Below are 25,812 nucleotides of genomic sequence, written 5' to 3'. Positions count from 1 at the left end.
CGCGGTATCACCAGGTGTGGACGACGTTCTGCGCTGCCTCGAGACCTGAGGCGATCAGCGCCTCGGTGGCGTCGGCGCCGTGCTGGATGAGTAGTTCGACGTCGGCGCGTGCCGACGACGGAAAGGGTTTGAGCACGAAGTCGGCGGGATCCTGGCGGCCGGGCGGGCGACCGATGCCCAAGCGGACGCGGTAGTAGTCACGCGATCCGAGTGCCTGGCTGATCGAGCGCAGCCCGTTGTGGCCGCCCTCGCCGCCGCCGAGTTTGAGCCTGACAGCGCCGAAGTCGATGTCGAGTTCGTCGTGCAGCGCAATCAGATCCGACGGGCCGATGGAGTAGAACTTCGCGAGTGGGCCGATCTCGCGGCCGGTGGTGTTCATGTACGTGCGTGCACGTGCCACCAACACCGACTGGCCGGCGAGCGTGATGGGTGCCACCATCGCGCCGGAGCGCTTGTGCACCTTCCATCGCTCGCCGGCCGTCGTGACGAGATGATCTGCGACCATCGCGCCGATGTTGTGACGCGTCCGCTCATACTTGGAACCCGGATTGCCGAGTCCGACAACAAGTTTCATGATTCCTGTGTCATCAGTAGGTGCGGCGCGTCGGCGGAAATGACGCCGAATTACTCGGCTTCGGCCTCAGCGGCGGCAGCGTCGGCGTCAGCCTGCTCGGCGTCGGTCTCTTCCTCGAGCTCTGCGGCGGTGGTCGCCTCGTTGACCGCGACGATGAGGGTCTCGGGGTCGGTGACGAGCTCGACGCCCTCGGGGAGGACCAGGTCCGACGCGTGGACCGACGTGCCGACTTCCTTGCCCTCGACGTCGACGACGATCTGCTCGGGGATCGACAGTGCGTCGGCCTCGATCTCGACGGTGTTGGCGTCCTGGGTGACCAGGGTGCCGGGAGCGGCGTCGCCCTCGACGACGATGGTGACCTCGACGGTGACCTTCTCGCCGCGCTTGATGACGAGCAGGTCGACGTGCTCGATGTAGTTGCGGATCGGGTGGATGTCGATCTGCTTGGTCAGCGCGAGCTGGCTGGTGCCCTCGATGTCGAGGTCGAGGACAGCGTTGGTTCCGTTGTTACGCAGGATGGCGGCGAAATCGCGAGCCGGGAGGTTGAGGTGCTGCGGGTCGGTGCCGTGGCCGTACAGCACGGCGGGCACGTTGCCTGCGCGACGAGCGCGTCGAGCGGCGCCCTTGCCCTTTTCGGTGCGGGTGGTGACTGCCAGTGCGTTTGCCTGGGTTGCCATGTGACTCTCCTTGGTGGTTCGGCCGCGTCTGTGCGTGCAGCCGGATGGTCGGTGCTCGGCGCTCTGTGGCAGTTCCGCAGGCCGACAATCCACGACCACCTGCGGAAACTCGAGTCCGCAAGGAGATGTGTGATGGTCGCGCCGATTACGGTGACTGCTCACCCTCGCCGAGACAACCCGTCAAGAATAGACGACGACCTGCGGTGAAGTCACATCGCGCACCGTACGGTGACACCATGACCTCCCGTACCCCTGATCGCGTCGTCACCGACTTCCTCGACGCCCTCGCCCGCGACGACAGTTCCGCAGCCATGGCAGATCTCGACGAGAACGTCGTCTACACCAATGTCGGACTGCCGACGGTCCGTGGCAAGCGCAACGTCGCCAAGGTCTTCGGTGCGATGGACGCGTCGTCGTTCGCAGGCTTCGACTACGGGATGATCAACGTCGCCACCGACGACACCGTGGTGCTCACCGAGCGGATCGACGAGATTCGCCTCGGTCCCGTACGTATCCGGTTCTGGGTGTGCGGACGCTTCGAGGTTCTCGACGGTGCGATCGCCGTGTGGCGCGACTACTTCGACTTCTGGGACTTCACCAAGGGCATCGTGCGTGGACTCGTGGGCGTCGTCGTCCCGTCGGCAGTGCAGTCGCTGCCGCCGCGCACGGTCGACGTGCCTGGAATTGCCTAGCCCCCGCGACCTAGCCGAGTTCGCCCTGCGCAGCGGCCGCGGCGACGGCAGGGTCGGCAGACGAGGTGTCTTTGAGTGCGACGCCCGACGCCCCGAGTTGCCGTGCCCCGGACACCAGTGCTCCGACGATCCGCGCGGCATCGCGGTATCCGAGCCCGTCCGGCGGATGGATGTTGGAGATGCAATTGCGTTCGGAGTCACGACGTCCCGGCTCCGGGCGATACGTCAAGTAGATGCCGAGGCTGTCGGCGACGGACAGTCCCGGACGTTCGCCGATGATCACGAGAAGGATCTCGACGCCGAGCGCCTCCCCGATGTGATCACCGAGCGCGACGCGCGCCTGGGTGGCCACTACCGGTGGAGCGATCGAGAATTGCCGCGACAGTTCGGCGGCGATCGTCTCGACGAGCGTGACCGCGTGCGTGTCCACCGCCGTTGCCGACAAACCGTCGGCGATCACGAAACCGATGTCGGCGCCCGAATGCTCCACTGCGGAAAGGTCATTCGGGATTCGGCCGAGGTCGGGCCGGCGCAGGTATTCCGCCCGAGACGACGCCTGGCTCGTGACGACCGCCGGCTCGCCCAACCCGAGTCCCCGCAGACCGTCGACGACGCCGTCGGAGTCCATGGGCGTGTGCACGGCGTCGCGCGCTGCCGCGTGATCGGCCTGGAACTGTAGGACATCCGTACTCGACAGCGCATTCCCGCTGCGCTGCAACCCGATTCGCGCCTGGGTGAGTCCGCGCATCGATCCCCACGGATCGACAGACGGGGTCGACTGTGTGTCGGGCGTGTTCACGACGCCGCCAGTCCGCGCAGCGCCGAGGTCTGCGGGTCGAGTGGCACGACGTGGCCGCCGTCGTCGGCCATGCCGATCGTCTGCATCCACGCCTCGAACTCCGGTGCCGCGCGCAGGCCCAGGACGTCGCGCAGGTAGAGCACGTCGTGGAACGAGAGGCTCTGGTAGCCGAGCATGATGTCGTCGGCGCCCGGCACGGTGATGACGAATCCGACTCCGGCCATCCCGAGCAGGCTCAGCAGCGTGTCCATATCGTTCTGGTCGGCCTCGGCATGGTTGGTGTAGCAGACGTCGACACCCATCGGCAGCCCGAGGAGTTTGCCGCAGAAGTGATCTTCGAGTCCCGCTCGGATGATCTGCTTACCGTCGAAGAGATACTCGGGGCCGATGAATCCGACGACGGTGTTGACCAGCAGAGGCTCCAGCGACCGTGCGACCGCGTAGGCGCGCGCTTCGAGGGTCTGCTGGTCGACGGGCCGGCCACCGGTCCCGAGGTGTGCGCCCGCCGACAGTGCCGAACCCTGCCCGGTCTCCAGATACATCACGTTGTCGCCGACGGTCCCGCGGTGCAACGACCGCCCGGCCTCATTGCCTTCGTTGAGAACTGCCAGATCGACGCCGAATCCGCGGTTGGCGCCCTCGGTGCCCGCGATCGACTGGAAGACCAGGTCGACCGGCGCGCCCGCCTCGACCAAGCCGATCGTCGTGGTGACGTGCGAGAGCACGCACGACTGCATCGGAATATCGAAACGCTGCCGCACGTCGTCGAGGAGTTCGAGCAGCGTCGACGTCGCCTGTGGTGAGTCGGTTGCGGGGTTGATTCCGACGACGGCGTCGCCGCAACCGAGGAGCAGGCCGTCGAGCAGCCCGGCTGCGATGCCGCGCGGATCGTCGGTGGGGTGGTTGGGCTGCAATCGTGTCGCGAGGCGGCCGGGCAGTCCGATCGTGGTGCGGAATCCGGCGGTGACCTCCATGCGGCGGGCGACGGAGATCAGATCCTGATTGCGCATCAACTTGCTCACCGCCGCAACCATTTCCGGGGTCAACCCGGGGGAGACGGCCTGCAGGCGCTGCGTTCCACCCGACGCCACGACCTGCTCGAGCAGCCAGTCGCGTAGACCGCCGACGGTCAGGTGCGCGATGGGGGCGAACGCCTCTCGGTCGTGGGTGTCGATGATCAGCCGTGTGACTTCGTCTGATTCGTAGGGGACGAGCATCTCTTCGAGGAAGACGGTGAGCGGAAGGTCGGCGAGAACCCATGCCGCTGCGGCCCGCTCGGCGTCGGATTGTGCTGCGCACCCGGCCAATTCGTCACCCGAACGTGCGGGGGTGGCCTTGGCCATCACATCGATCAGGTCGGCGAACTGGTAGGTGTGCCCACGAAGCGTGTGGCGGTAGATCACGAGAGTCCCTCTTCGGCGTCGGCAATGGCCTCGAACTCTTCGTCGGCGCTGGCGAAGACCAACCGGTTGCGGCTGTACAAGCCAAAATACGTCATGAAGAGCGCGAACACGATGAGACAGCCGGTCGCGGCCTTGATGTCGACGAGGAACGTCGCGACCAATGCGAGCACGGCGATCACGAGGGCGAAGCCCGTCGTGACCATGCCGCCGGGTGTGCGGTAGGGGCGCGCCAGTTCCGGCTCCCGGATGCGCAGCACGATGTGGCTCACCATCATCAGCACATAACTCAGCGCGGCACCGAAGACGGCCATGTTCAGCAGCGTCGCGCCCTGTCCGCTGAGTGACAGGAGGAACCCGACGATGCCGGGGACGATCAGCGCCAGCGTCGGAGACTTGCGAGAGTTGGTGACGGACAACGACTTCGGCAGGTATCCGGCGCGCGAGAGCGCGAACAACTGCCGCGAGTAGGCGTAGATGATCGAGAAGAAGCTCGCCACGAGCCCCGCCAAGCCGATGTAGTTGACGACCGTGTGTGCGGTTCCGCTTCCCAGCGCCTCGACGAGCGGGTTACCCGAACTCTGCATGGCCGATGCCCCACCGGCGCCCGGCACCAGGAACAACACCAGCGCACACGTGAAGATCAGCGCGCACATCGCCGCGATGATCCCGCGCGGCACGTTGCGGGCAGGATCCTTGGCCTCCTCCGCGGCGAGGGGGACGCCTTCAACCGCGAGGAAGAACCAGATGGCGAACGGGATGGCCGCCCAGATGCCGAGGTATCCGTGGGGCAGGAACGAACTCGCGCCCGCTGCATCCGTCGGGGCGATATCGGTGAGGTTCGACCACGAGAAGTCGCCGATTGCCGCGACCGCGAACACGATGAGGCCTGCGAGCGCGACCGCGGTGATCACGAACATCACCTTCAGTGCCTCCCCGACACCGGCGAGATGTACGCCGATGAACAATGCGTAGACCGCGAGGTACACCCACCAACCGTCGGTGATGCCGAACAGGTGCAGCGACTCGACGTACGCGCCGATGAAGGTCGCGATCGCTGCGGGCGCGATCGCGTATTCGATCAGGACCGCGGTACCGGTCGCCATCCCGCCCCAGGTGCCGAGGGCTCGGCGCGCGAAGGTGTATCCGCCTCCTGCCGCGGGCAGTGCGGAGCTCATCTCGGCCATGCCGAGCACCATCGCGAAGTACATCGCGGCGATGATGACGGCCGCGATCGCCAGGCCGCCGAAGCCGCCCTGCTCGAGCCCGAAATTCCACCCGGAGTAGTCGCCGCTGATGACGTAGCTGACCCCGAGGCCTGCGAGCAGCACCCACCCGGCCGTGCCGGTCTTGAGTCGACGTTTGTCGAGGTAGTCGGTCGAACTCGCTGCCGACGACGTGGCAGCCGTCGTGCCGCCTCCGGATTCGATTGTGCTCATGAACGCGCCTTTCGTGCGGAGGCGAGATCACCGTCGGTCTCGCTGCTTACTTGATTCCGGCAAGACGGTACGGAGTGTGTGTCACATCACAATGGCGTCGACGTAAGAGCGGCTGAGAAATGAGAACCCCGGATTTCTCACGCGGGTTAACACGCTGGAAACACGAAAACGATGCGTCGCAACGACTGCTCCGTCACGGTAGAGGGCGCTATGCCGACATCCTCCACCGCCGAATCATCGTCCAGCGCAGAATCGCCGTCAGCGACGTACCCGTTGGTCGCCGACGAGTCGCCGGTGCGCGGCCTGACCCGTCGTCAGCTTCCCTTCATACCCGTCTTCGCGCAGTCCGTCGCGGCGATCGCGCCCGCCGGGACGTCGGCGGTGACGCCGTTGTTCGTGATCGCCGCGATGAGTGGTGCCGGGGGAGTCATCTCGTTCGCCGTCGCGATGGTCGTCGTCATGATGATCTCGGCGTGCGTACGGCCGATGGCACAACGACTCGCCGTCGTCGGCGGTCTCTATTCGTACGTGGCTCAGGGGTTCGGCCCGCGCGTGGCGCTGCCGACGGCATGGTCGGCGATTGTCGGATACGGCTCGGTGAGCATGGCGGGACTTCTCGCAGTTGGCTTGTACCTCAACCACATTGCCGTCAGTATCGGCGTGTCGACGTCGGTGTGGCTGCCGATCGTCTGTGTGATCATCGTCGTGGCCGCTGTCGCGATGACGGTGCTGATGGTTCGCGGGATCAAGGTATCTGCGACCGCGACACTTGCGATCGAGGTCGTCGCCGTTGTCATTCTGGTGGGCTTGATGGTGTGGCTCGGGATCACGCACCATTCGGCTGACTGGTCGAAGGTGTTCGCACCGCAGGTCGACGTCGGGTCGATGGGTCTGATGATCGTGGTCGCGGTCAGCGCGTTCGTCGGATTCGAGAGTGCGACGACGCTGTCGGCAGAGGCGCGTCGACCGTTCCGCAGCGTTCCGCGGACCCTGCGCTGGACCCCGATCGCCGCCGGGCTCATCTATCTGCTCGCCGTGACCACTCAATCGGTCGCGATGTTCGACGCCCCCGCGGGCGTACGGACGAGCTCCACACCCCTCGCCGCACTGTTCCTCTCCGACGGCACCCGCGTCACGGCGGTCATCCTCGACATCGGGATCGCGACGTCGTTCTTCGCATGCGCGCTCGCCTCGGTCAATGCGCTCGTGCGCGTGCTGTTCACTTTGGGCCGCGAGCGGGTGGCGCCGCGGGCACTCGGCACCACACACCCGCGCTTTCACACACCCGCGTTCGCCACGGTCTGTGCGATGGCGGTCGTGACGCTCGGGCCACTGGTGTTCCTCTGGTGCGGTGGCGATCCGCAGAACGGGATTCGCGACTTCCTGACACTCAGCGCCCTCGGCTACATGGGTAGCTACCTCACCGCCTGTCTCGCATCGCCGCGGCTACTGGCGCGGATCGGCGAGGGCAGCAGGCTCATCCTGGCGCTCGGCGTGTTCACGGCGACCATTCTCGGAGTGCTGCTGCTGACGGCTTTCGGGACCGGCGTCGGACATGGACGCATTCTGGGCGTCGTCTACGTTGCGTCGATGGCTGTCGTGACCGTGTTCGTGCTGGGCGTGGCGCGACGCCGACCTCGTCTGCTCGCCGGAGTCGGAGTCTTCGATGCGACGACCAGTGCCGACATCCTCACGACTGCGACTCTGCGGTGACAACTCGGCGACTCGCGTGCGCATGCCACGGTGAGGGGGCGACATGGCGATAGGCCGTGCGCCGCGGTCGGATTCGGTGGTGCGCGCCCTGCAGATCATCGAGACCGTTGCCGACCTCGGAATCGGTACGACGGCCCGCGACATCGCCGATCGGCTCGACCTCCCTTCCGCGAGCACGTATCGGCTGCTCAACAGTCTCGTCGCCGACGAGTTCCTGGTGCGGACAGCCGACCTGCGCGGCTTCGCGATCGGCACCCGCCTCGCGTCGTTCGTCGACGGAGTGGTCACGCCTCCGGTACCCGCGCGCGCCGCGGAACTGATCGACGAGTTCCGCGGCTCGGTGCGGTTCGCCGTGCATCTGCTCTACTTTCGCCCCGCCTCGGTGCGCGTCCTCGACGCCGATCCCGACCATCCGCTCGACGGAGTGGGTGAACTCATGCGGTACCTGCACGCATCTGCCGCCGGCAAACTGCTGCTGGCGTCGTTGTCGCAGTGGCGCGACGCGCTGGAGATGCCGTTGCTGCCGGTCACGCCCGCCACGATCATCGACCCGGCGCGGCTCGAGGAGCAGATCGCCGAGATCCGACGCACCGACGTAGCGCGCGACGACGGCGAACTCGTGGTTGCCCACGCCCACCTCGCGGTCCCGATTTACGACGTCACCGGCGCTGTGCGCGGGGCGGTGATGATCGGCGGGGTATCGAACAGGCTCGAGGCGATCTGCTCACTCACCGACGCCGCGCGCGGACTCGCGAACGCCGTCGGGCCGCTGCTGTTCTGAGTGGCCGTGTGGGTCCGGCCGACTACAGAATCTCGTCGAGCTTGTCCAGCGGGCGGGCGAGGCGAGTTCCCTTGTCGGTCACCACAAACGGACGTTCGACGAGGATCGGGTGCGCCACCATCTCGTCGAGCAGTTTCTCGTCCGACGCGGCGTCGAGGTCGAGTTCCTTGTAGAGCGCTTCGCGCTTGCGCGCGGCCTGGCGAACGGTGATGCCGGCATCGGCGAAGAGCTGTTCGAGTTGTTCGCGGGTGTACGGCTCGTCGAGGTACTTCACGATCGTCGGCTCGACGCCCTCGTCGCGGAGGCGCTGCAGGGCTTTGCGCGACGTCGAGCATTTGGGGTTGTGATAGATCGTCGCGTTGTCGGTCGCAGCAGCCATGAGGGTGACACTACCCAAGCGCCCAACTACCCGGACCCTAGCGCTACCCGGACGCTGCGGCGACGTCGTCGGGTGTGACGCGCCGGGGGAGCGTGAGGGCCACGGCGAGAGCGACAACCGCGCACACGGCTCCGACGATGATGGGTGCGAGCGCACCGCCGTGCTCGATCGCCAGTGCGCCGATCAGTGCGCCGACGCCGATCGAGAAGTTGAACGTCGTGGAGTAGAGCGTCGTCGCCGACTCTCGGTAGGCGGGCGCCACGCGGAACACCGTCGTCTGGAGGCCGATGGGGGCGGCGGCGTATCCGGCGGCCCACACGAGGAGGCCCACGAGAGCAGCGGGAAGCCACAGACTCGCGACGGGCGTGAGTATCAGTGCACCCGCGAGGACCGCGATGATCGCCGCCAGCGACCACCGCACGGACTGGGTGCGGGAGAGGAATGCCCCGGCCGCGAAGTTGCCCGCGACCCCTGCCACGCCCATCACCAGCAGGACGACACCGACCAGGTCGGCGTCGATGCCGAGGATCTCGACGATGAACGGGGTGACGTAGGTGTAGGCGGCGTACGCGCCGGTGATGACGAGCGCGGTGACGATCAGCGTTGTCCGGAGGTCGCGCATGCGGAGCAACCGCGGCAGACCCCGCAGCCCGATGGTCTCGCTGTCGCCGGGGACCGAGCGCAGCAGCACCGCCAGCGCGACGAGGCTGACCAGGCTCAGTCCGGCGAGCGTCCAGTAGGCGGCCCGCCAGCCGAACGCCTGCCCGATCACGGTGCCGACGGGCATGCCGAGGACCGACGCCAGCGACACTCCCGAGAACGCGATCGTGGTCGCGCGGACGGCAGCATTCGGCGGGACAAGGCGCACGGCGGTCGCCGCGACGATCGCCCACATCAACCCGAGGGCGACCCCGATCGCCATGCGCACCGCCAGGAGCATCGCGTAGTTCACGGCGAGCGCGGTGAGCGTGTTGCCGACGACGAATGCGGCCATCACGCAGAGCAGAATCGGACGGCGGTCGAGTCGTCGAGTCGCCGTGGAGAGCGTGGGTGCACTGACCGCGGCCACGAACGCGAAGAACGTGACAGTGAGGCCGATGGTGCCCTCGGAGACGTCGAGGTCGGTGGCCATCGGACGGAGTAATCCGATGGGCATGATCTCGGTGGTAGTGATGGTGAACACACCGAGGCCAAGTGAGACCACCGCCGCCCAATCGCGTCGGGCGGCGGTGGTCGTCATCGAAGTGTCAGGCGTTGCCGTCGAAAAGGCTTGTCACCGAACCGTGTTCAAACACCTCGCGGATGGTCTGTGCCAGCAGCGGGGCGATCGAAATCACGGTCAGCTTGTCGAAGCGCTTCTCCTGCGGGATCGGGAGCGTGTCGGTCACGATCACCTCGTCGGCCTCGGAGTTGGCGAGGCGCTCGGCGGCCGGATCGGAGAAGACGGCGTGCGTCGTGGCGATGATGACGTCGCCCGCGCCCGCTTCCTTGAGCTTCGACACCGCGCCGACGATGGTACCGCCGGTGTCGATCATGTCGTCGATGACCACACAGGTGCGGCCTTCGACCTCACCGACCACGCGGTGCGCGACGATCTGGTTGGCGACCAACGGGTCGCGGGTCTTGTGGATGAACGCGACGGGAGCGCCACCGAGCGCATCCGACCACTTCTCCGCGACGCGCACACGACCCGAATCCGGCGAGACGACGACGAGGTTCTCGATGCCGTACTTGCCGCGAACGTAGTCGGAGAGCTGACCCTGGGCGTGCATGTGGTCGACTGGGCCGTCGAAGAAGCCCTGGATCTGATCGGTGTGCAGGTCGACCGAGATGATGCGGTCGGCGCCAGCGGTCTTCATCAGGTCGGCGATGAGGCGTGCCGAGATCGGTTCACGACCGCGGGCCTTCTTGTCCTGGCGTGCGTACGGGTAGAAGGGCAGGATCACGCTGATGCGCTTGGCCGAGCCGCGCTTGAGCGCGTCGATCATGATCAGCGCCTCCATCACCCACTCGTTGAGGGGGGCGGGGCAGCTCTGGATCACGAACGCATCCGAACCGCGCACCGACTCCTCGTAGCGAACGAAGATCTCGCCGTTGGCGAAGTTCCGCGCGGTCTGCGGAGTCAGCTTGATGCCGAGTTCGTCGGCGACAGCCTGCGCCAGGTCGGGGTGTGCACGCCCCGAGAACAGCATCAGGTTCTTCTGGTTGTCGGTGGTCCAGGTCATGAAAACTCTTCTACTCGATCGTCGGCCGGTGGGCGGCTCTGCCAGCGGGTCACGTGGCTAGGAGCCGGGCTGTTCGGGCTGAGTATCGGCCGCGCCTGCCTCGATCGCTGCGCGTGCGGCAGCCGTGTCGGGGCGTTTGCGGGGTACCCAACCGTCGATGTTGCGTTGTGGACCCGACGAGACCGCGAGGGCGCCGGGCGGGACATCGTCCCGAATGACCGTACCTGCCCCGGTATACGCGCCGTCACCGACCTGCACCGGAGCGACGAACATGTTGTCCGATCCGGTGCGGCAATGCGACCCGATCACCGTTTGATGCTTGTTCACCCCGTCGTAGTTGACAAAGACGCTCGACGCCCCGATGTTCGACTCCTCGCCGATCGTCGCGTCACCGACATAGGTGAGGTGCGGAACCTTGCTACCTGCACCGATGGTGGCTTTTTTGGTCTCGACGAAGGTGCCTATCTTGCCGCGCTCACCCAATTCGGTACCCGGCCGCAGGAAGGCGAACGGGCCCACGGAAGCGTCGTCGGAGATCACCGAGTCGGAGCCGTGCGTGCGGATCACCGACGCCCCGCGGCCGATCGTCACGTCGGTGAGAGTGGTGTCGGGACCGACGACGGCATCCTCGGCGATACGGGTGGCGCCGTGCAGTTGGGTGCCCGGCTCGATGCGTACGTCGCGCTCGATGCGTACGTCGACGTCGATCCACGTCGAGCCTGGATCGACGACGGTGACGCCCGCGAGCTGGTGGCGACGGATGGTCGACGCGTTGAGCGCGGCACCGAGCGCGGAGAGTTGTGCACGGTCGTTGCAGCCCGCGACGACCAGCGGATCGTCGACGACATGCGCGCGGACGGTCTTGCCCGCGGTGCGCGCGATCTCGATGACGTCCGTCAGGTAGAACTCGCCCTGGGCGTTGTCGGTGGAGAGTTGCTGTAGCGCTGAGCGCAGTGCCTGCGCGTCGAAGGCGTAGATGCCCGCGTTGACCTCGGTGATCGCGCGCTGAGCGTCGCTTGCGTCCTTTTCTTCGACGATGGCCTGCACCGAGCCGTCGTTGGTCCGGATGATCCGGCCGTATCCGGTCGGCTCGTCGGCGATGAAGCCGGTGAGCGTGACTGCGGCGCCGTCTCCCGCGGTGTGTGTGGCGACGAGGGCCTCGATCGTCTGGCCGTCGAGGAGTGGGATGTCGGCGGCGGTGATGATCACCGTTCCGGTGAAGTCGTCGGGGAGTGCGGTGAGACCCGCGCGGGCGGCGTCACCAGTCCCGGCGGGCGAATCCTGAACGGCCACAACAATATCGGTGCCGATCTCGGTGGCGATCTCGTTGACGGCCGCGGTGACGCGTTCACGCTCGTGGCCGACGACGGCGACGAGTTGATCGGGCGATGCCGATGCTGCGCCATGCAGCACATGGCCGACGAGCGAGCGTCCACCGATGGTGTGCAAGATCTTGGGAGTCTTGGATTTCATCCGAGTGCCCGCGCCCGCGGCGAGGACGATCACGGCTGTCGCGGCTGACTTCTCTGTCATGTCCACCTCCGGGATTCGACGACTGCGCGCCGCGCGCACCGAGTGACGGCGTCGGGCGTGGCGACGGACCGATACTACTGACTCGTCTACGGCACAGAAGCGTCAGTGCAGGTAGTGGCCGGGGTGCAGGTGGTGACGGCCGCCCGAACGGCGACTGATAGAACCGAGGGGACGCACGTCACACAGGAGACGTACACGCAATGGAGGAGTTCGTAATGAGCGCTCAGAAGACAGCAATCGTCACCGGATCGGGTCGGGGCATCGGCGCGGCGGTGGCCAAGCGCCTCGCCGACGACGGTCTGGCCGTCGCCGTTCTCGACATCACCGAGGAAGCCGCAGCCGACACCGCCAAGGCGATCAACGACGCCGGTGGCAAGGCGATCGCCGTCGGCGCAGACGTATCCGACGAGGCATCGGTCAACGCGGCCGTCGAGAAGGTCGCCGCCGAACTCGGCGCGCCGACCGTGCTGGTGAACAACGCGGGCATCCTGCGCGACAACCTGCTGTTCAAGATGAGCGTCGACGACTGGGACGCAGTTATGGGCGTGCACCTGCGCGGCGCCTTCCTGATGAGCCGTGCATGCCAGAAGTACATGGTCGACGCCGGCTGGGGCCGCATCGTGAACCTGTCGTCGACCTCCGCGCTGGGCAACCGCGGCCAGGCCAACTACTCCGCAGCCAAGGCGGGCATGCAGGGCTTCACCAAGACGCTGGCGATCGAGCTGGGCAAGTTCGGCGTGACCGCCAACGCGATCGCCCCCGGCTTCATCGAGACCGACATGACCGCCGCCACCGCCGCCCGCGTCGGCATGGACTTCGAGGAGTTCAAGAAGCTCAACGCCTCCGCCATCCCCGTCGCCCGCACCGGCAAGCCCGAGGACATCGCCCACACCGCGTCGTTCTTCGCCTCCGAGGGCGCCGGCTTCGTCTCCGGCCAGGTCATCTACGTCGCCGGCGGCCCGCGGGACTGACCCCCGCCGCCGCTGGTAGAGCTGACCACCGCTGGTCGAGCTGGCCACCGCTGGTCGAGCTTGTCGAGACCACCCCGCTGGGTAGATGTGGGTCGAACGTAAGGACGTGGGCGCTGCAGCACCCATTTCTTTACGTTCGACACACATTTAGGTCGGGGTCTGGTCGGTCGAGCGTGCACTCGCTGGCCGAGCGTGCACCCCGCTGGCCGAGCCGACCGCCGCTGGTCGAGCTGATCACCGCTGGTCGAGCTTGTCGAGACCACCCCGCCCAGCTCGACGCCCCTGTGGCACAATCGTCTGCCGTGCCTGTGGCACACTTCTAGGCGAGTAATCCCCCATGGTGTAATCGGCAACACTTCTGATTTTGGTTCAGGCATTCCAGGTTCGAGTCCTGGTGGGGGAGCAGCACCTAGCCCGACTTGTACGCCGGGGCAACGCAACCGCCCCGGGAGTGTCCGCAGTCCCGCCAGAATCCCGCGGACGGTTCAGAACCAGTCACGACCGGCCTGATCGGACACGCCGTCGCGCTGCGGCTTGCCCGTAGAGTCGGACATATGCCCCGCAAAGACGCTTCGTCTCAGCTGACCGCGCCGCTGGCGTGGACCGTGCTCATTCTGTCGGTCGCCCAGGCCGTGGCGGTGCTCATTCCGCTCGCCCTGTTCGGTGGAGAGCCCAACGACGACGGTGTCGACTTATTGATCAGTCCCGCCGGCTATGCCTTCGCGATCTGGGCCGTCATCTACGTGTTGTCGGCCGTGACCGGCTACATCTTCGTCCGAGGGCTCGACTCGGGCACGCAATACGGTAAGCGCCTCGCCGTCGATCTTGCCATTGCCTGTGGTGCGGCGGCGCTGTGGCTGATCGTGTCGGCAGCCTCGATCGACTGGCTGCCCTCGATCCTCCTCACCGTCATGGCGCTCGCATTGCTCGACGCTGCGCGCATCGCGGCACTTCCAGTCGAAAATCCCTCCTCGACAACCACTCTCGCCCGCATCACGATCGGGATCTACGCGGGATGGGCAACCGCCGCGGTGTTCGTCAACTGGGCATCAGACATCGCGCGCAGCGGTGCGGCCGACGAGTCGTCGGCCGGTTGGCAACTCGTCGTCCTGATCGTCGCCGCACTCGTTGCTGTCACCGTCACTTACCTCTACGGCAGCGCGCTTCCAGCGCTCCCCATCACCCTTGCGTGGGCGCTGCTGGCCATCGCTGTGAACGCGTGGTCGGATTCGACGCCGGTCGCGGTTACCGCCGTCGTGGGCATTGTCGCTGTGGCACTGGCCTATTGGGCGTCGACGCGGCGGACTTCCGTCTCAGAGGGTGCGCTGTCGCGAACCTGAGCCTCCCGCCACAACGGAACTCCCAGGGCATCTTCGACTGCTCTGCCCAACCGGAACGGCATGACTTCGTCGAGTGGCTTGCCTACCAACTGAACCCCGATCGGCACGCCGTCGGTTGCGATACCTGCGGGGACCGCTAGTACCGGGCAGCGGTTCGCGACGTTGAACGGACTTGTCAGATGCGCCTGCCAATAGTGTTGCAGGTGAACAGGAGTCGCGTCGGGGCCGACGACCTCGATGCCGTCGAGATAGTTGCCATCCGCGGCAAGGGATGTCACAGCAGAAACCGGGCACAACAGAGCGTCGACGTCGGCCATCGCGGAGGCGACTTGCGCCTGCAGCCGTGCGTCGGCGGCTACCGAGTCGAGGTGTGAGAGTCGTTGCGCGGCAGCCTCGGCGTCGCGCATGAACTGCTCGGTGTAGGCGGCGACAGGCGGTCCGCCCGCCGTTTCGGCGCGCATCGCGGGAGCGAGTAGGTGGCCGAAGTGGGCGAAGATGGTCACCCTGATCTCGTCGCTACGCCACGGGAGCGTCACGTCAATGATTTCTGCGCCTCGTTGCCGCAGCGCTTCCGCGGCGCGGAGGGTGGCGGAAGCGACGTCGGGGTGAACATCGAAGTCGCCCAACGTGATACTGATGCCGACGCGTACCCCATCAAGAGAAGTATGCGTATCCAGTGTGTCGGCAAGCTGCCCGCTGCCGCCCCAACTGAAGTGATCGCTGTGATGGTGGCCGGACATGACATCGGCCAGCAGGGCGGTGTCGTCGACGGTGCGCGCCATCGGGCCGTCGCCACGATAGGTGTCGGCGCTCAGGGGCGGCGCCCCAGGGATGCGCCCGTACGGTGCCTTATAGCCGACGGTTCCGGTGAAACCTGCTGGGATTCGGGTTGATCCGGCGATATCGCTTGCTGTGGCTAGAGTGGCCATGCCTGCCGCAAGTGCGGCACCGGCGCCACCCGACGAACCGCCGGGGGAAGCCGCAAGGTTGTAGGGGTTACGAGTGACGCCCCACATCGGAGAATGTGTGACGGTCGCGCAACTGAATTCGGGAGATGTAGTCCGCGCGTGGATGATTCCACCGGCTGCACGAATACGCGCGACGATCGGGTGATCGGCGTCGGCGATACGACCGCGGTGCGCTGCAAGACCTTGCTCAAGAGTGCGTCCGGCCAGCGCGTGCTTCTCCTTGGTGGCGACTGGAATCCCGAACAACGGTGGCAGTAGATCGCCACGACGACGCGCTGCATGGAGCCGCTCCGTCGCAGACGCCGCCTGACTGGTTGCCTCGTCGTCGAGAACCTCGGTGAAAGCGTTGATGCCGGTTGCGCGGTCTCCGTTGACATCACGAATGCGCGCCAGCGTCGACGCCATCACCTCGCTCGGTGTGAAGTCGCCGCTGAGATAACCGACGCGCATCTGTGCTGCCGAGAGATCGCAGAGACTTGTCGTCGACACCGCGGTGCTCATGCGTGCGCTCCTGGCATTCCTGCTGCAACGCCGTCGAGTGCGCCTTCGGTGAGGCGGCGGACGACGCCCGTAAGTGCCTCGACACCAGCCAACATGTCTGCGTCAGTGGTGAATTCGCGCTCGCAGTGGGAGACGCCGTCGACCGACGGGACAAACATCATCACCGTGGGAACGATGCGGTTCATGGCCACCGAATCATGTCCCGCCATGGTCCGGATGCGTCGAACGCTCAGTCCGGCGTCGGCAGCGACCTTCTCGGCGAGTTCGAGGCCGGCCTCGGGGTAGTACTGGATCTCACGGATATCGACGTCGTTGACCTCGATGCGAACGTCGTATCGCTCTGCCACCGTGGCGATGTCACGGAGCAGACTGTCGCGCGCGGCGAGTACGTCGGCTTTGCGTTCCGCACGCAGATCGGCCACCAACGTCACGAGTCGTGGCACGACGATAGGCGAGTTGGGCTCAAGGGTGAGTTGACCGACGGACGAGACGAGCGACTCGGGCTCGGCCACACTCGTCACCTTGTGGACGAGCAGAACCACCTCACTTGCGGCAACCAGAGCATCCCTGCGATCAGCCATCGCGGTGGCGCCAGTGTGCGACTGTTCTCCGACGACACGAATGTCGAGTTTCTGCGTGTGCCAACTGAAGTCGACGGCGCCGAGGCCGATCTGCTCACGTTCGAGAATGCGGCCCTGCTCGATGTGGATCTCGGCATAGGCGACGGCCTCCGGGCGGGGATCGTCGCCCAGCGCCCCGATGTTTCCCATCGCCTCGCGGACAGTGGTTCCGGCGAGGTCGGTGACCGCCAGCATCTCCTCCTGGTCCATCAGTCCGGCGAAGACCGAACTACCCATGATCGACGGGGCAAACCGGCCGCCCTCCTCGTTGAACCAGTCGACCACGGCGACGTTGTACCGGGGCTGTGCGCCGCCCGCCGTCACCTCCCGCTGCAGACGCTCGGCGGCATGCAGCGCAGCGATGACACCGTAGGCACCGTCGAAGCGCCCACCGAGTGGTTGAGAATCGAGGTGCGATCCGACGAGCACGTACGGAGCACCGGGTGCGAACTCGATGAGAGCGAAGAGATTTCCGATCCCGTCGCGACGCACATCCCAACCGCGCTGCTCGGCGAATTCGGTGAACCAAGCGCGAACGTGCTTGTCCTCCAGAGTCCCGGCTTGACGTTCGACGCCGCCGCCGTCAGTGGCCCCGATGGTCGCGACGTGATGAAAGTCGACGAGGAAGGACTCGTTGGTACTCGAATCATTGGTACTCATCTGTGAAAACTCCTGTAACTGCGTGGAAAGCGTTGCTGGCGCGGCGGTTCTACAGTGCCGCGTGCCGGGTCTCCGGGACGCGCGTTGCGACGATCACTGCCAGGACGACGGCGGCCGCGATGGCCATGTACACGCCGGGCGCTGCGTCGAATCCCGTCGACCCCACGAGCCATGTGCCGACGAACGGCGCGGTCCCGCCGAAGAGGGCATAGCCGGTGTTGTAACTGATTGCCGCGCTGGTGAATCGGGTGCGGGTGGTGAATGCCTCGACGAAGAAGGTGTAGCAACCTCCGCCGTAGATCGTGAGCGGGATGACGAACAGCATCTGTCCAGCGATCGCCATCGCCAGAGAGCCGCTGGTCACCATGGCGAAACACGGCACCGCCAAGATGGCGATCGAGATGGTGCCCGCGATGAGCATCGGCCGACGGCCGAACCTGTCGCCGAGCATGCCGGTGAGCGGGAGCATCAGTGTGTAGAGCGACATCGCGGCGGCGTTGGCGATCAACGATTGCTGCTGGGAGAGTCCTCCGGTCGTCTTCACATAGGTGACGAAGTAGCCGGACAGGAAGTAGAAGCCCATCGCGGTCAGACCCATCACGAACACAACCTGAACCATGCGAAGTCCGTTCTCGCGGAATGCTTCACGGATCGGCGACGACTCGCGGTGCTCAACGTTCGACAATGTCTCCTTGAACGCATCGGACTCTTCGGTGCGAAGACGAATCCACAACCCGAAGACTGCCAGCGGCGCGGCCAGCAGGAACGGGATACGCCATCCCCAGGACTCGAATGCGTCGGAACCCATGGCGGCGGTGAGTCCGAGGATCAACGCGCCGCCGAAGACGGACGGCAGTGCTGTTGCAGCGATCGTCGTATTCAGCCACTTTCCGCGATGCGCGGTCGGGGCGTGCTCATAGGTGAAGGTCGGTGCGCCGACCGACTCGCCACCGGCAGAGAACCCCTGGAGCAGTCGACACAGCACGAGCAGAATCGGTGCGGCGACACCTATCTGTTCGTACGTGGGCAGCAACCCGATGAGTGCGGTCGCACCACCGATGGTGAGCAACGTGACGAACAGGACGTTCTTGCGCCCCACGCGGTCGCCGAGAGCGCCGAAGAAGAGACCGCCGAGCGGCCGGATCACAAACGCCGCCGCGAACGTGGCGAACGTCGCGAGTAGACCGGTGAGATCGTTCGACGACGGGAAGAAGTGATGGGCGAGAACAACTGCCGACAATCCGTACAGTGTGAAGTCGTAGAACTCGATGAACTGACCGATCGCACCACCAGCGAGAACGCGTCGCTGCAGCGGGGTTGCGGGTTGAGACTTGCCGTTGACGTCCATCTCCGCTGTCGCGGCTGATGACTGTGCCGGAGCCTCGGTGTTCGTCGAGGGCGTCTGGGTGGAATTCATATCGGTCACGCTAGGGACGCACCATTGCCGAACGTTGGCACTCGTGTTGCAAGACGAGCACGTGGTGTGTTTCTGATGTGCGACGGACCTCGCGCACAGGTCCGAGCAGGTAACACAGTGGTCATCGGTATTGCCTTCCTCTGCGCCTCGATCGGCGATCTGCCAAGCGAATCGGGTTCGCTCGAGGGTGCTGCACCATAGAGTGCGTGACCCGGATCACGTAACTCAAGCGAATCTTTTCGTTTGCTGCCATCGACAAAATCGATGTCAAAGGTCGACGCCGTAGAGCTGCCGGCACACAGCGGCAAACGCCTGGGCACGTCGTGTCGGGGTGCCGAGTGACGGGAACAGCAGAACGACCTTGATCGGCGGCAGGTCTTCGACGATCCGCAATGGAACCACTGAACCGCCGGAGTATGTGAGGTCGTGGTGCAGACGCTGGTTCAGAATCGAATAACCGTGTCCCCGTGACACAAACGACCGCACGGTCTCGTAACCGCTGGCCCGGTGCCTCACACGTGGGGTGAGTCCGAGCTGCCGGAAGAGCGCGAGAAAGTAGTCGCGCGAGTGGGGAACGTCGTAGAGCACAAACGGGTCGGCTTCGAGGTCGCGCAGTGACACCTCGCCGAACGGGTTGGCAGCTGCTGGATGATCGGCAGCGACAATGACGTGTGGGGCAACGGTTTCCACCACCTGCGACTCGGCGTCGACTGCGACACCGAGGTCGTACATGAGAGCTACCTCGCAGCGTCCCTGCGCCAGTGCGAGCCTCAGGCCCTCCTGGTCGGCCTCGAAGAATCGCACATGGACTCGGGGGTAGGCGCGCTCGAACGCCTGCAGAATGACCGGTGCGCGAAAGGGTGCAAGCGGTGCGAATATCCCGACAGTCATCTCACCCTCTAGTTCGGCGTCTTCGTCTCGAACGGCGGCGAGGAGCGTCCCTGCGTCTTCGAGGAATCCGAGCGCACGAGACCTGAGTCGACGCCCCGCAGGCGTCAGCTCCAGGCCGCGACGAGCGAGCCGGAGGAAAAGGGGTTGCCCCACTTCGTGTTCGAGTTGTGCGATCGCCGCGGACACCGTCGATTGCGTGACAGACAGCGACTGCGCGGCCGCCGTCATGCTACCGGCCTCGGCGACAGCCATGAAGTACCGCAACTGCGTCAGGGTGAAGTCATTCGACACCGCTGGCTCCTAATGTTGTGGCCCGCACCGGCTCGATAACGCGACACAACCCGGTGCCGACGGCGTGTGCCGGAACCGGGTTGTGTCGCGCTCGTGCGAGCGCAGAGGGAGCCTCTCACAACGCCGCGTCGGCGACCTCCAGCGCGGCGTCGAGGATGGCAAGTCCTTCGCGGACCTCGTCGTCGGAGATGGTGCACGGCGGGCAGACGTGGATGCGGTTGAAGTTCGCAAACGGCAGCATTCCACTCGATTTGCATGCCGCGATCACCTTGTTCATGGCATCGCTGCTCGCGCCGTAGGGGGCCAGAGGCTCGCGAGTCTCCTTGTCCTTCACCAATTCGACGGCCCAGAAGACGCCTGCGCCGCGTACCTCGCCGACGCTGGGATGCCGCTGTGCGATCCGCTCGAGCTCGGGGCCGATCACCTCGGCGCCGATTCGTGCGGCATTCTCGACCATTCCCTCGTCGGCCATCGCGTTGATCGTCGCGACAGCGGCCGCGGTGGCGAGCGGATGACCCGAGTAGGTCAGGCCGCCGGGGTACGGGGTCTCGGCGAAAGTTGCTGCGATATGCGGACTTATCGCGACGCCACCGAGCGGGACGTAGCCCGAGTTGACGCCCTTGGCGAAGGTCAGCAGGTCGGGGACGATGGGGCCCTGCTCGTCGTCGCCGTGCTCGATTGCGAACCACTTGCCCGAGCGTCCGAACCCGGCCATCACCTCGTCGGCGATGAAGACGATGCCGTAGCGGTCGCAGATCTCCCGCACGCCGCGCAGGTAGCCGGGCGGCGGGATCATGATGCCTGCGGTGCCGGGAATGGTCTCCAGGATGATTGCCGCGATCTGCGACGGACCTTCCATGCGGATGGTCTCTTCCAGGTGGTCGAGCGCGCGTTCACACTCCTGTTCCTGCGTGGTCGCGTGAAAGCGCGAGCGGTACAGGAACGGTCCGAAGAAATGCACGACGCCTGCGTCGCCGTAGTCGTTGGGCCAGCGTCGTGGATCGCCCGTCAGGTTCACCGCGGTGTCGGTGCCGCCGTGATAAGAGCGGTAGCGCGACAACACTTTTCGACGACCCGTGTGCAAGCGGGCCATGCGAACTGCGTGCTCGTTGGCGTCGGCGCCGCCGTTGGTGAAGAAGACCTGGTTCAACTCACCGGGAGTGCGCTCGGCGATGAGCCGTGCGGCCTCTGAGCGCGCATCGTTGACGTGTGCAGGCGCGACGGTGCACAACTTGGCGGCCTGCTCCGCGATCGCGGCGACGACCTTGGGGTGCTGGTGGCCGATGTTGGTGTTGACCATCTGCGACGAGAAGTCGAGAAGGCGATTGCCCTCGCCGTCCCACACGTAGCACCCGTCGGTGGCGGTGATCGTCATCGGGTTGAGCTTCGCCTGCGCCGACCACGAGTGGAAGACGTGCTTGCGATCAAGTTCGTAGGCACGCTTCGCCGCGTCGAGATCGATGGCGGGCGTCGTGCGTTCAGACTGAATGGTCATATGCGGCAATCCGTTTCGGTACTCGGTGAAGCTCAGGCGTTCTGGGGGAATCCGAGGTTGATTCCGCCGTGGCTGGGGTCGAGCCAGCGGGTGGTGATGGCTTTGGTGCGTGTGAAGAAGTGTATTCCCTCGGTGCCGTGGGCGTGGCTGTCGCCGAAGAGGGAGGCCTTCCAACCGCCGAAGCTGTAGTAGGCCATGGGCACGGGGATGGGGACGTTGATGCCGACCATGCCGACTTCGACTTCGTTGCCGAAGCGTCGTGCCGCGCCGCCGTCGTTGGTGAAGATCGCGGTGCCGTTGCCATACGGGTTGTTGTTGATCAGGTCGAGCGCTTCGTCGTAGGTGTCGACGCGAACGACCGACAGGACGGGCCCGAAGATTTCGTCGGTGTAGATGCTCATGTCGGGGGTGACGTTGTCGAAAAGCGTTGGGCCGAGCCAGAAGCCGTCGGATCCGCCGTCAGCCTCGACCGTGCGGCCGTCGAGAACGACCGTGGCTCCGGCCTTTTCGCCTGCGTCGACGTAACCGGCGACCTTGTCGCGGTGAGCCTTGGTGACCAGGGGTCCCATGTCGGCGTTGGTTGTGCCGTCGCCGGTGACGATGGTGGTGGCGCGTTCGGTGATCTTGGCGACGAGGTCGTCGGCGATGTCTCCGACGGCGACGGCGACGCTGATGGCCATGCAGCGTTCGCCTGCGGAGCCGAAGCCTGCGTTGACCATGGCGTCAGCGGCGAGGTCGAGATCGGCGTCGGGCAGGATGATGGCGTGGTTCTTGGCGCCGCCGAGAGCTTGGACGCGCTTACCGTTCGCGGTTCCGGTGGCGTAGACGTACTGCGCGATGGGGGTGGAGCCGACGAAGCTGACGGCCTTGATGCTCTTGTTGGTCAGCAACTCGTCGACGGCGGTCTTGTCGCCCTGCAGGACGTTGAATACGCCGTCGGGCAGGCCTGCTTCTTTCCAGAGTTCGGCGAGCCAGATCGATGCGCTGGGGTCTTTCTCCGACGGCTTGACGACGACGGTGTTGCCCGCGGCGATGGCGATGGGGAAGAACCACATGGGGACCATGGCGGGGAAGTTGAACGGGCTGATGATGGCGACGGGCCCGAGTGGCTGGTGCACGGAGTGGATGTCGACGTTGGTCGAGGCGTTCTCGGTGTAGCCGCCCTTGAGCAGATGCGGGATGCCGCAGGCGAATTCGACGACTTCCTGGCCGCGGCTGATCTCACCGAGCGCGTCGGAGAGCACCTTGCCGTGTTCAGCGGTGATGATCGCTGCCAGCTCTTCCTTGCGCTCGTTGAGAAGTTCGCGGAAGCGGAACAGCACCGCGGTGCGCTTGGCCAGTGACGTGTCGCGCCATTCGGGGAACGCATCGGCGGCCGCGGCGATGACCGTGCGCGCATCCTCGACCGACGCCAAGGCCACATTCGCGGTCACGACGCCGGTTGCCGGATTGGTCACCGGCGCCGTCGCCGACGAGTCGCCGGCGAACGCCTTGCCGTCACACCAGTGCTGCACGATGGCTGTCATCAGAACTCCTCCACAAGAACGGAATTTGGCACGCGACTCCACAGTGGGCAGAGTCGTCGCGCGAGTACCTCCCAGTCTGGTGCAGAACGCAGAGTTTGGCGCGCTACACTCTGTCAGTGAAATTCGAGCGGGATTTACACCTCGTAAAGCTCTGCGGATGAGATTCGGATGACTCTGACTGTCGGCGACGTCATCGATCTGCCGGTGATCCGCGCTGGGCTCCCCGACGTGCTGAGCGCGGCGGGCGTCGAGCGCACGGTGAGGTGGGTTCACGTCAGCGACGTCGGCGATCTCGGGCACCTGCTCGAGGGCGGCGAACTCGTCCTGACCACGGGCGATGCTCTGCGACGTGACCCGCGGCGTTACCTCGAGAATCTCGCTCGGGCGGGTGCGCTCGGGGTGATCGCCGAGTTCGACGATTCGTCGGCCATACCGTCGGAGATCGGGCCGGTGGCCGTCGAGCTGGGTTTGACGGCAGTGGTGTTGCGCCGGGAGATCAAGTTCGTCGAGGTGACCGAACAGGTTCACCGCAGCCTGGTTGCCGAACAGTATGCCGCCGTGGAGTTCGCGCACCGCACTCACGAGACTTTCACGCAACTCACCATACGACGTGCGTCGCCAGCGGAGATCACGAACAGTGTTGCGGCGCTGCTTGATTCACCAGTGGTGTTGGAGAATCTGCAGCATCACGCGGTGGCGTCGGCCGGAGCTCCGGCGGCGTCACTGCTTCACGACTGGGAACGCCGTTCGCGGCTACACGCATCTGACGTCGCGACGGCTGAGGTTTCCGATCACGCACCGTGGAGAATCGTCGACGTCGGTCGCGGCGACGACCACTGGGCCAGGCTGATCGTCCCCGAATCGCGCTCCGACGAACAGCGAACGGCGATGGTGCTCGAGCGAGCGGCGCAGGCACTCGTGATGCATCGGATGGCCGAGCGTGGCCGCCTCGACATCGAGCGGCAGGCACAGGCAGGACTCGTCGACGACGTTCTGCAAGAACGGATTCGAGACGAGGGCGAGGTGGCGGCGCGAGCGTTCGCGCTCGGCCTGCGCGAAGCCAACGAGTACGTGCCGATCTCGGTGCGAGTGCCCGGCTGGCCGGCGAGTGACGATCCGATCTCCACGCGACGTCGCACCGCGCAGTTGCTCGACGTCGTGGTGCGGGTTGTCGGCGCGCAGGGACACAGCGCGCTCTTCTCCGTGCGAGGCGACGGGGAGATCCTTGTGGTGCTCGCGTTGACGACGGCACGTGGCAGGTCGCGTCAACACGCACTGGACACACTCGCCGCCGCCACACGGCGCGACGTGGAGCGAACCGTCGGCCATGCAGGTGCCGTCCTTGGTCTGGGCGCGCCCGGACGACAGGTGATGTCGACAATCCACACGCTGCTGCAGGCGTCACAGGTTGCCGAGGTTGCTGCCGGAATGCCGACGTCGGAGCGTGTCGTATTCGGAGTGCAGGACATCGGAATTCGAGGATTGATCTCATTGCTACGCGACGATCCGCGATTACAGCGGTTCGCCGAATCCGAACTACGCGACCTCGTGCTCGACGACATCAACACCGGCGGTGACCTGCTCGACGTCTTGCGCGGCTACGTGCAGCACGTCGGCAACAAGTCGGCACTCGCCTCTCATCTACACATGAGCAGACCGTCGTTGTATGCGAAGCTTGCGCGCATCGAGCAGATACTCGGCGTCGATCTCTCCGACGGTGAATCCGTCACCTCGCTGCACGTCGCTCTTCTTATTCTCGACGGGCGATCACAGGGAGCCGCAACTCCTTAGCTGCGAGAAATTTTCCGGACTGCGGTCCGTTTTGCAATGTAGTTTTGTACGAATTTTCAGGCGATCGTAAGAAATCGGTGGTGAGGTAAGCCTTATGGAACCTCCAGAGACGATCACCGACCCGAACCTCTCCTCCACGATCGGGGAGGTTGCACGATGAAGCGACGCTACCTGTGGTGGGGGCTTGGAACGCTTGTCGTTCTCATTGTTGTCGTCGTCGCGGCAGGCCCGTGGGCGTACTCCAAGTGGATTGCGGGCGACGCCGACGAGGAGCTCAAGCTCCCGACGTCGACGCAGGCGGCGTCGGAAAGCGTCGACGGCGCATGGACGATCGTGCCCGGGCCCTCCGCCGAGGCGACCCGAACGCAGGCCGGATATCGAGTCGACGAGACGCTGCGTGGGCAACCCGTCACGGTGAACGGACGCACGACATCGGTGACCGGCGCGGCGACGGTGGCGTCGTCGAAGTTGGAGAGCGCCGACATCACGGTCGACGTCGCGTCGATTACCAGTCCGGAGTCGATGCGCGACAACCGTTTCCGCGGTGAGTCGATCATGGACACCGAGAAGTATCCGACCGCAACGTGGAAACTGACTCAGCCGGTAGATATTTCGTCCGTCCCCGAATCGGGACAGCCGCAGGCCGTGCAGGCAACCGGCGACATCACCATCAAGGGAGTGACCAAGACAGTCACGACGACGCTCAACATCCAGCGGTCCGGGGCATCGGTGATCGTGCAGGGATCGATACCCGTCACGTGGACCGACTTCGGCGTCACCCCACCGTCACTGGGCTTCGTCGAGGTGGAGAAGACCGGCAGCATCGAGTTCCTGGTGAACCTCGAGAAGAAGTGAGCGGCGGTCTCGACCAGAGGGTGTAGCTCGGCCTCTTTCCGCTGGTTGAGCCGGCCGCGAGCGTAGCGAGCTGCCGAGTCGAAACCACTTGTCCGCGGGGGAGTGGTCTCGACAAGCTCGACCAGCGGTGGCGGCTCGACCCCTCCGCTGGTTGAGCTGGCCGCGAGCGTAGCGAGCTGCCGAGTCGAAACCACTTGTCCGCGGGGGGTGGTCTCGACAAGCTCGACCAGCGGTGGCGGCTCGACCCCTCCGCTGGTTGAGCTGGCCGCGAGCG

The 25,812-nt window shown here is 65.6% G+C and carries 22 protein-coding genes and 1 tRNA gene; 8 read left to right on the top strand and 15 right to left on the bottom strand.

Going from position 1 to position 25,812, the window contains the following annotated elements; all coding sequences use genetic code 11:
* Positions 1–7 precede the first annotated feature (7 nt).
* Together pth and ACRVY7_RS01955 are read right to left on the bottom strand one after the other, a co-directional pair.
* Positions 8–574 carry an aminoacyl-tRNA hydrolase gene (gene pth, locus ACRVY7_RS01960; protein WP_064862490.1) on the bottom strand — a complete coding sequence of 189 codons (567 nt, stop codon included), beginning with the start codon at positions 572–574 and terminating at the stop codon, positions 8–10.
* 50 nt (positions 575–624) lie between these two features.
* Positions 625–1,251, bottom strand: coding sequence for a 50S ribosomal protein L25/general stress protein Ctc (locus ACRVY7_RS01955; protein ID WP_064869452.1), 627 nt, complete (start codon positions 1,249–1,251; stop codon positions 625–627).
* Between the two features lie 236 nt (positions 1,252–1,487).
* Between ACRVY7_RS01955 and ACRVY7_RS01950 the strand changes: the two genes are divergently transcribed.
* Positions 1,488–1,943, top strand: a complete 456-nt coding sequence (locus tag ACRVY7_RS01950; protein ID WP_064869498.1) for a limonene-1,2-epoxide hydrolase family protein — start codon at positions 1,488–1,490, stop codon at positions 1,941–1,943.
* A 10-nt stretch (positions 1,944–1,953) separates the two neighbouring features.
* Here ACRVY7_RS01950 and eutC read toward each other — a convergent pair whose 3' ends face one another.
* Genes eutC through eat form a run of 3 tightly spaced genes read right to left on the bottom strand, consistent with a single transcriptional unit; the run spans position 1,954 to position 5,581 of the window.
* A complete protein-coding gene (gene eutC, locus ACRVY7_RS01945) occupies positions 1,954–2,742 on the bottom strand; it encodes an ethanolamine ammonia-lyase subunit EutC (protein WP_431815794.1) in 789 nt (262 codons plus the stop codon).
* Entirely contained in the window at positions 2,739–4,145 is a 1,407-nt protein-coding gene (locus ACRVY7_RS01940; protein ID WP_064869450.1) for an ethanolamine ammonia-lyase subunit EutB, read from the bottom strand. Before ACRVY7_RS01940 ends, eutC begins: the two co-directional genes overlap by 4 nt.
* The gene (gene eat / locus ACRVY7_RS01935) at positions 4,142–5,581 is read right to left on the bottom strand and encodes an ethanolamine permease (RefSeq protein WP_431815793.1); all 1,440 of its coding nucleotides are present in this window, start codon (positions 5,579–5,581) and stop codon (positions 4,142–4,144) included. The genes ACRVY7_RS01940 and eat overlap by 4 nt, the downstream gene beginning before the upstream one ends.
* Positions 5,582–5,791: 210 nt before the next feature.
* Here eat and ACRVY7_RS01930 point away from each other — a divergent pair, with 210 nt between their 5' ends.
* Together ACRVY7_RS01930 and ACRVY7_RS01925 are read left to right on the top strand one after the other, a co-directional pair.
* Positions 5,792–7,294 carry an APC family permease gene (locus ACRVY7_RS01930; RefSeq protein ID WP_431815792.1) on the top strand — a complete coding sequence of 501 codons (1,503 nt, stop codon included), beginning with the start codon at positions 5,792–5,794 and terminating at the stop codon, positions 7,292–7,294.
* A 43-nt stretch (positions 7,295–7,337) separates the two neighbouring features.
* The gene (locus ACRVY7_RS01925) at positions 7,338–8,075 is read left to right on the top strand and encodes an IclR family transcriptional regulator (protein WP_431815791.1); all 738 of its coding nucleotides are present in this window, start codon (positions 7,338–7,340) and stop codon (positions 8,073–8,075) included.
* Between the two features lie 22 nt (positions 8,076–8,097).
* On the opposite strand, the gene arsC is transcribed toward ACRVY7_RS01925, so the two are convergent.
* From arsC to glmU, 4 genes are read right to left on the bottom strand one after another with little or no spacing between them, the layout of a single operon-like run.
* Positions 8,098–8,454, bottom strand: coding sequence for an arsenate reductase (glutaredoxin) (arsC, locus tag ACRVY7_RS01920; RefSeq protein ID WP_064869442.1), 357 nt, complete (start codon positions 8,452–8,454; stop codon positions 8,098–8,100).
* A gap of 43 nt (positions 8,455–8,497) precedes the next feature.
* Positions 8,498–9,694, bottom strand: a complete 1,197-nt coding sequence (locus ACRVY7_RS01915; RefSeq protein ID WP_431815790.1) for an MFS transporter — start codon at positions 9,692–9,694, stop codon at positions 8,498–8,500.
* 7 nt (positions 9,695–9,701) lie between these two features.
* Positions 9,702–10,679, bottom strand: coding sequence for a ribose-phosphate diphosphokinase (locus tag ACRVY7_RS01910; protein ID WP_049697995.1), 978 nt, complete (start codon positions 10,677–10,679; stop codon positions 9,702–9,704).
* Positions 10,680–10,736: 57 nt separating this feature from the next.
* Positions 10,737–12,212: a bifunctional UDP-N-acetylglucosamine diphosphorylase/glucosamine-1-phosphate N-acetyltransferase GlmU gene (gene glmU, locus ACRVY7_RS01905; protein ID WP_431815789.1), complete on the bottom strand. Its 1,476-nt coding sequence runs from the start codon at positions 12,210–12,212 to the stop codon at positions 10,737–10,739.
* A gap of 215 nt (positions 12,213–12,427) precedes the next feature.
* Here glmU and ACRVY7_RS01900 point away from each other — a divergent pair, with 215 nt between their 5' ends.
* The 3 genes from ACRVY7_RS01900 to ACRVY7_RS01890 all read left to right on the top strand — a co-directional run bounded on the left by ACRVY7_RS01900 (position 12,428) and on the right by ACRVY7_RS01890 (position 14,523).
* Positions 12,428–13,183 carry an SDR family oxidoreductase gene (locus ACRVY7_RS01900; protein WP_049698121.1) on the top strand — a complete coding sequence of 252 codons (756 nt, stop codon included), beginning with the start codon at positions 12,428–12,430 and terminating at the stop codon, positions 13,181–13,183.
* Positions 13,184–13,514: 331 nt separating this feature from the next.
* Positions 13,515–13,586 (top strand) — tRNA-Gln (locus ACRVY7_RS01895).
* Between the two features lie 151 nt (positions 13,587–13,737).
* Entirely contained in the window at positions 13,738–14,523 is a 786-nt protein-coding gene (locus ACRVY7_RS01890) for a TspO-related membrane protein (RefSeq protein ID WP_431815788.1), read from the top strand.
* Here the strand turns inward: ACRVY7_RS01890 and ACRVY7_RS01885 are convergent.
* The 6 genes from ACRVY7_RS01885 to ACRVY7_RS01860 all read right to left on the bottom strand — a co-directional run bounded on the left by ACRVY7_RS01885 (position 14,466) and on the right by ACRVY7_RS01860 (position 22,892).
* Entirely contained in the window at positions 14,466–15,992 is a 1,527-nt protein-coding gene (locus tag ACRVY7_RS01885; RefSeq protein WP_431815787.1) for an amidase, read from the bottom strand. The two genes, ACRVY7_RS01890 and ACRVY7_RS01885, sit on opposite strands and share 58 nt — an antisense overlap.
* Complete coding sequence (locus ACRVY7_RS01880) at positions 15,989–17,272, bottom strand: M20 family metallo-hydrolase (RefSeq protein ID WP_431815786.1); 1,284 nt, start codon at positions 17,270–17,272, stop codon at positions 15,989–15,991. The genes ACRVY7_RS01885 and ACRVY7_RS01880 overlap by 4 nt, the downstream gene beginning before the upstream one ends.
* Positions 17,273–17,321: 49 nt before the next feature.
* Positions 17,322–18,689, bottom strand: coding sequence for an MFS transporter (locus ACRVY7_RS01875; RefSeq protein ID WP_270483094.1), 1,368 nt, complete (start codon positions 18,687–18,689; stop codon positions 17,322–17,324).
* Between the two features lie 267 nt (positions 18,690–18,956).
* Positions 18,957–19,871 carry a LysR family transcriptional regulator gene (locus tag ACRVY7_RS01870; RefSeq protein ID WP_431815785.1) on the bottom strand — a complete coding sequence of 305 codons (915 nt, stop codon included), beginning with the start codon at positions 19,869–19,871 and terminating at the stop codon, positions 18,957–18,959.
* 115 nt (positions 19,872–19,986) lie between these two features.
* Positions 19,987–21,366 carry an aspartate aminotransferase family protein gene (locus tag ACRVY7_RS01865; protein WP_431815784.1) on the bottom strand — a complete coding sequence of 460 codons (1,380 nt, stop codon included), beginning with the start codon at positions 21,364–21,366 and terminating at the stop codon, positions 19,987–19,989.
* Between the two features lie 32 nt (positions 21,367–21,398).
* Positions 21,399–22,892, bottom strand: coding sequence for a CoA-acylating methylmalonate-semialdehyde dehydrogenase (locus tag ACRVY7_RS01860; protein ID WP_431815783.1), 1,494 nt, complete (start codon positions 22,890–22,892; stop codon positions 21,399–21,401).
* 168 nt (positions 22,893–23,060) lie between these two features.
* Between ACRVY7_RS01860 and ACRVY7_RS01855 the strand changes: the two genes are divergently transcribed.
* Together ACRVY7_RS01855 and ACRVY7_RS01850 are read left to right on the top strand one after the other, a co-directional pair.
* On the top strand, positions 23,061–24,683 hold the full coding sequence (locus ACRVY7_RS01855) for a PucR family transcriptional regulator (protein WP_431815782.1): 1,623 nt from the start codon (positions 23,061–23,063) through the stop codon (positions 24,681–24,683).
* A gap of 156 nt (positions 24,684–24,839) precedes the next feature.
* A complete protein-coding gene (locus tag ACRVY7_RS01850) occupies positions 24,840–25,538 on the top strand; it encodes a YceI family protein (protein WP_431815781.1) in 699 nt (232 codons plus the stop codon).
* The last annotated feature ends 274 nt before the right edge of the window (positions 25,539–25,812 follow it).

This window comes from Gordonia jacobaea (assembly GCF_965344965.1).
In the GTDB taxonomy this organism is placed as follows: domain Bacteria; phylum Actinomycetota; class Actinomycetes; order Mycobacteriales; family Mycobacteriaceae; genus Gordonia; species Gordonia jacobaea.
Note: the sequence above shows the minus strand (reverse complement) of the source record. Positions and strands in the feature narration are given on the sequence as shown.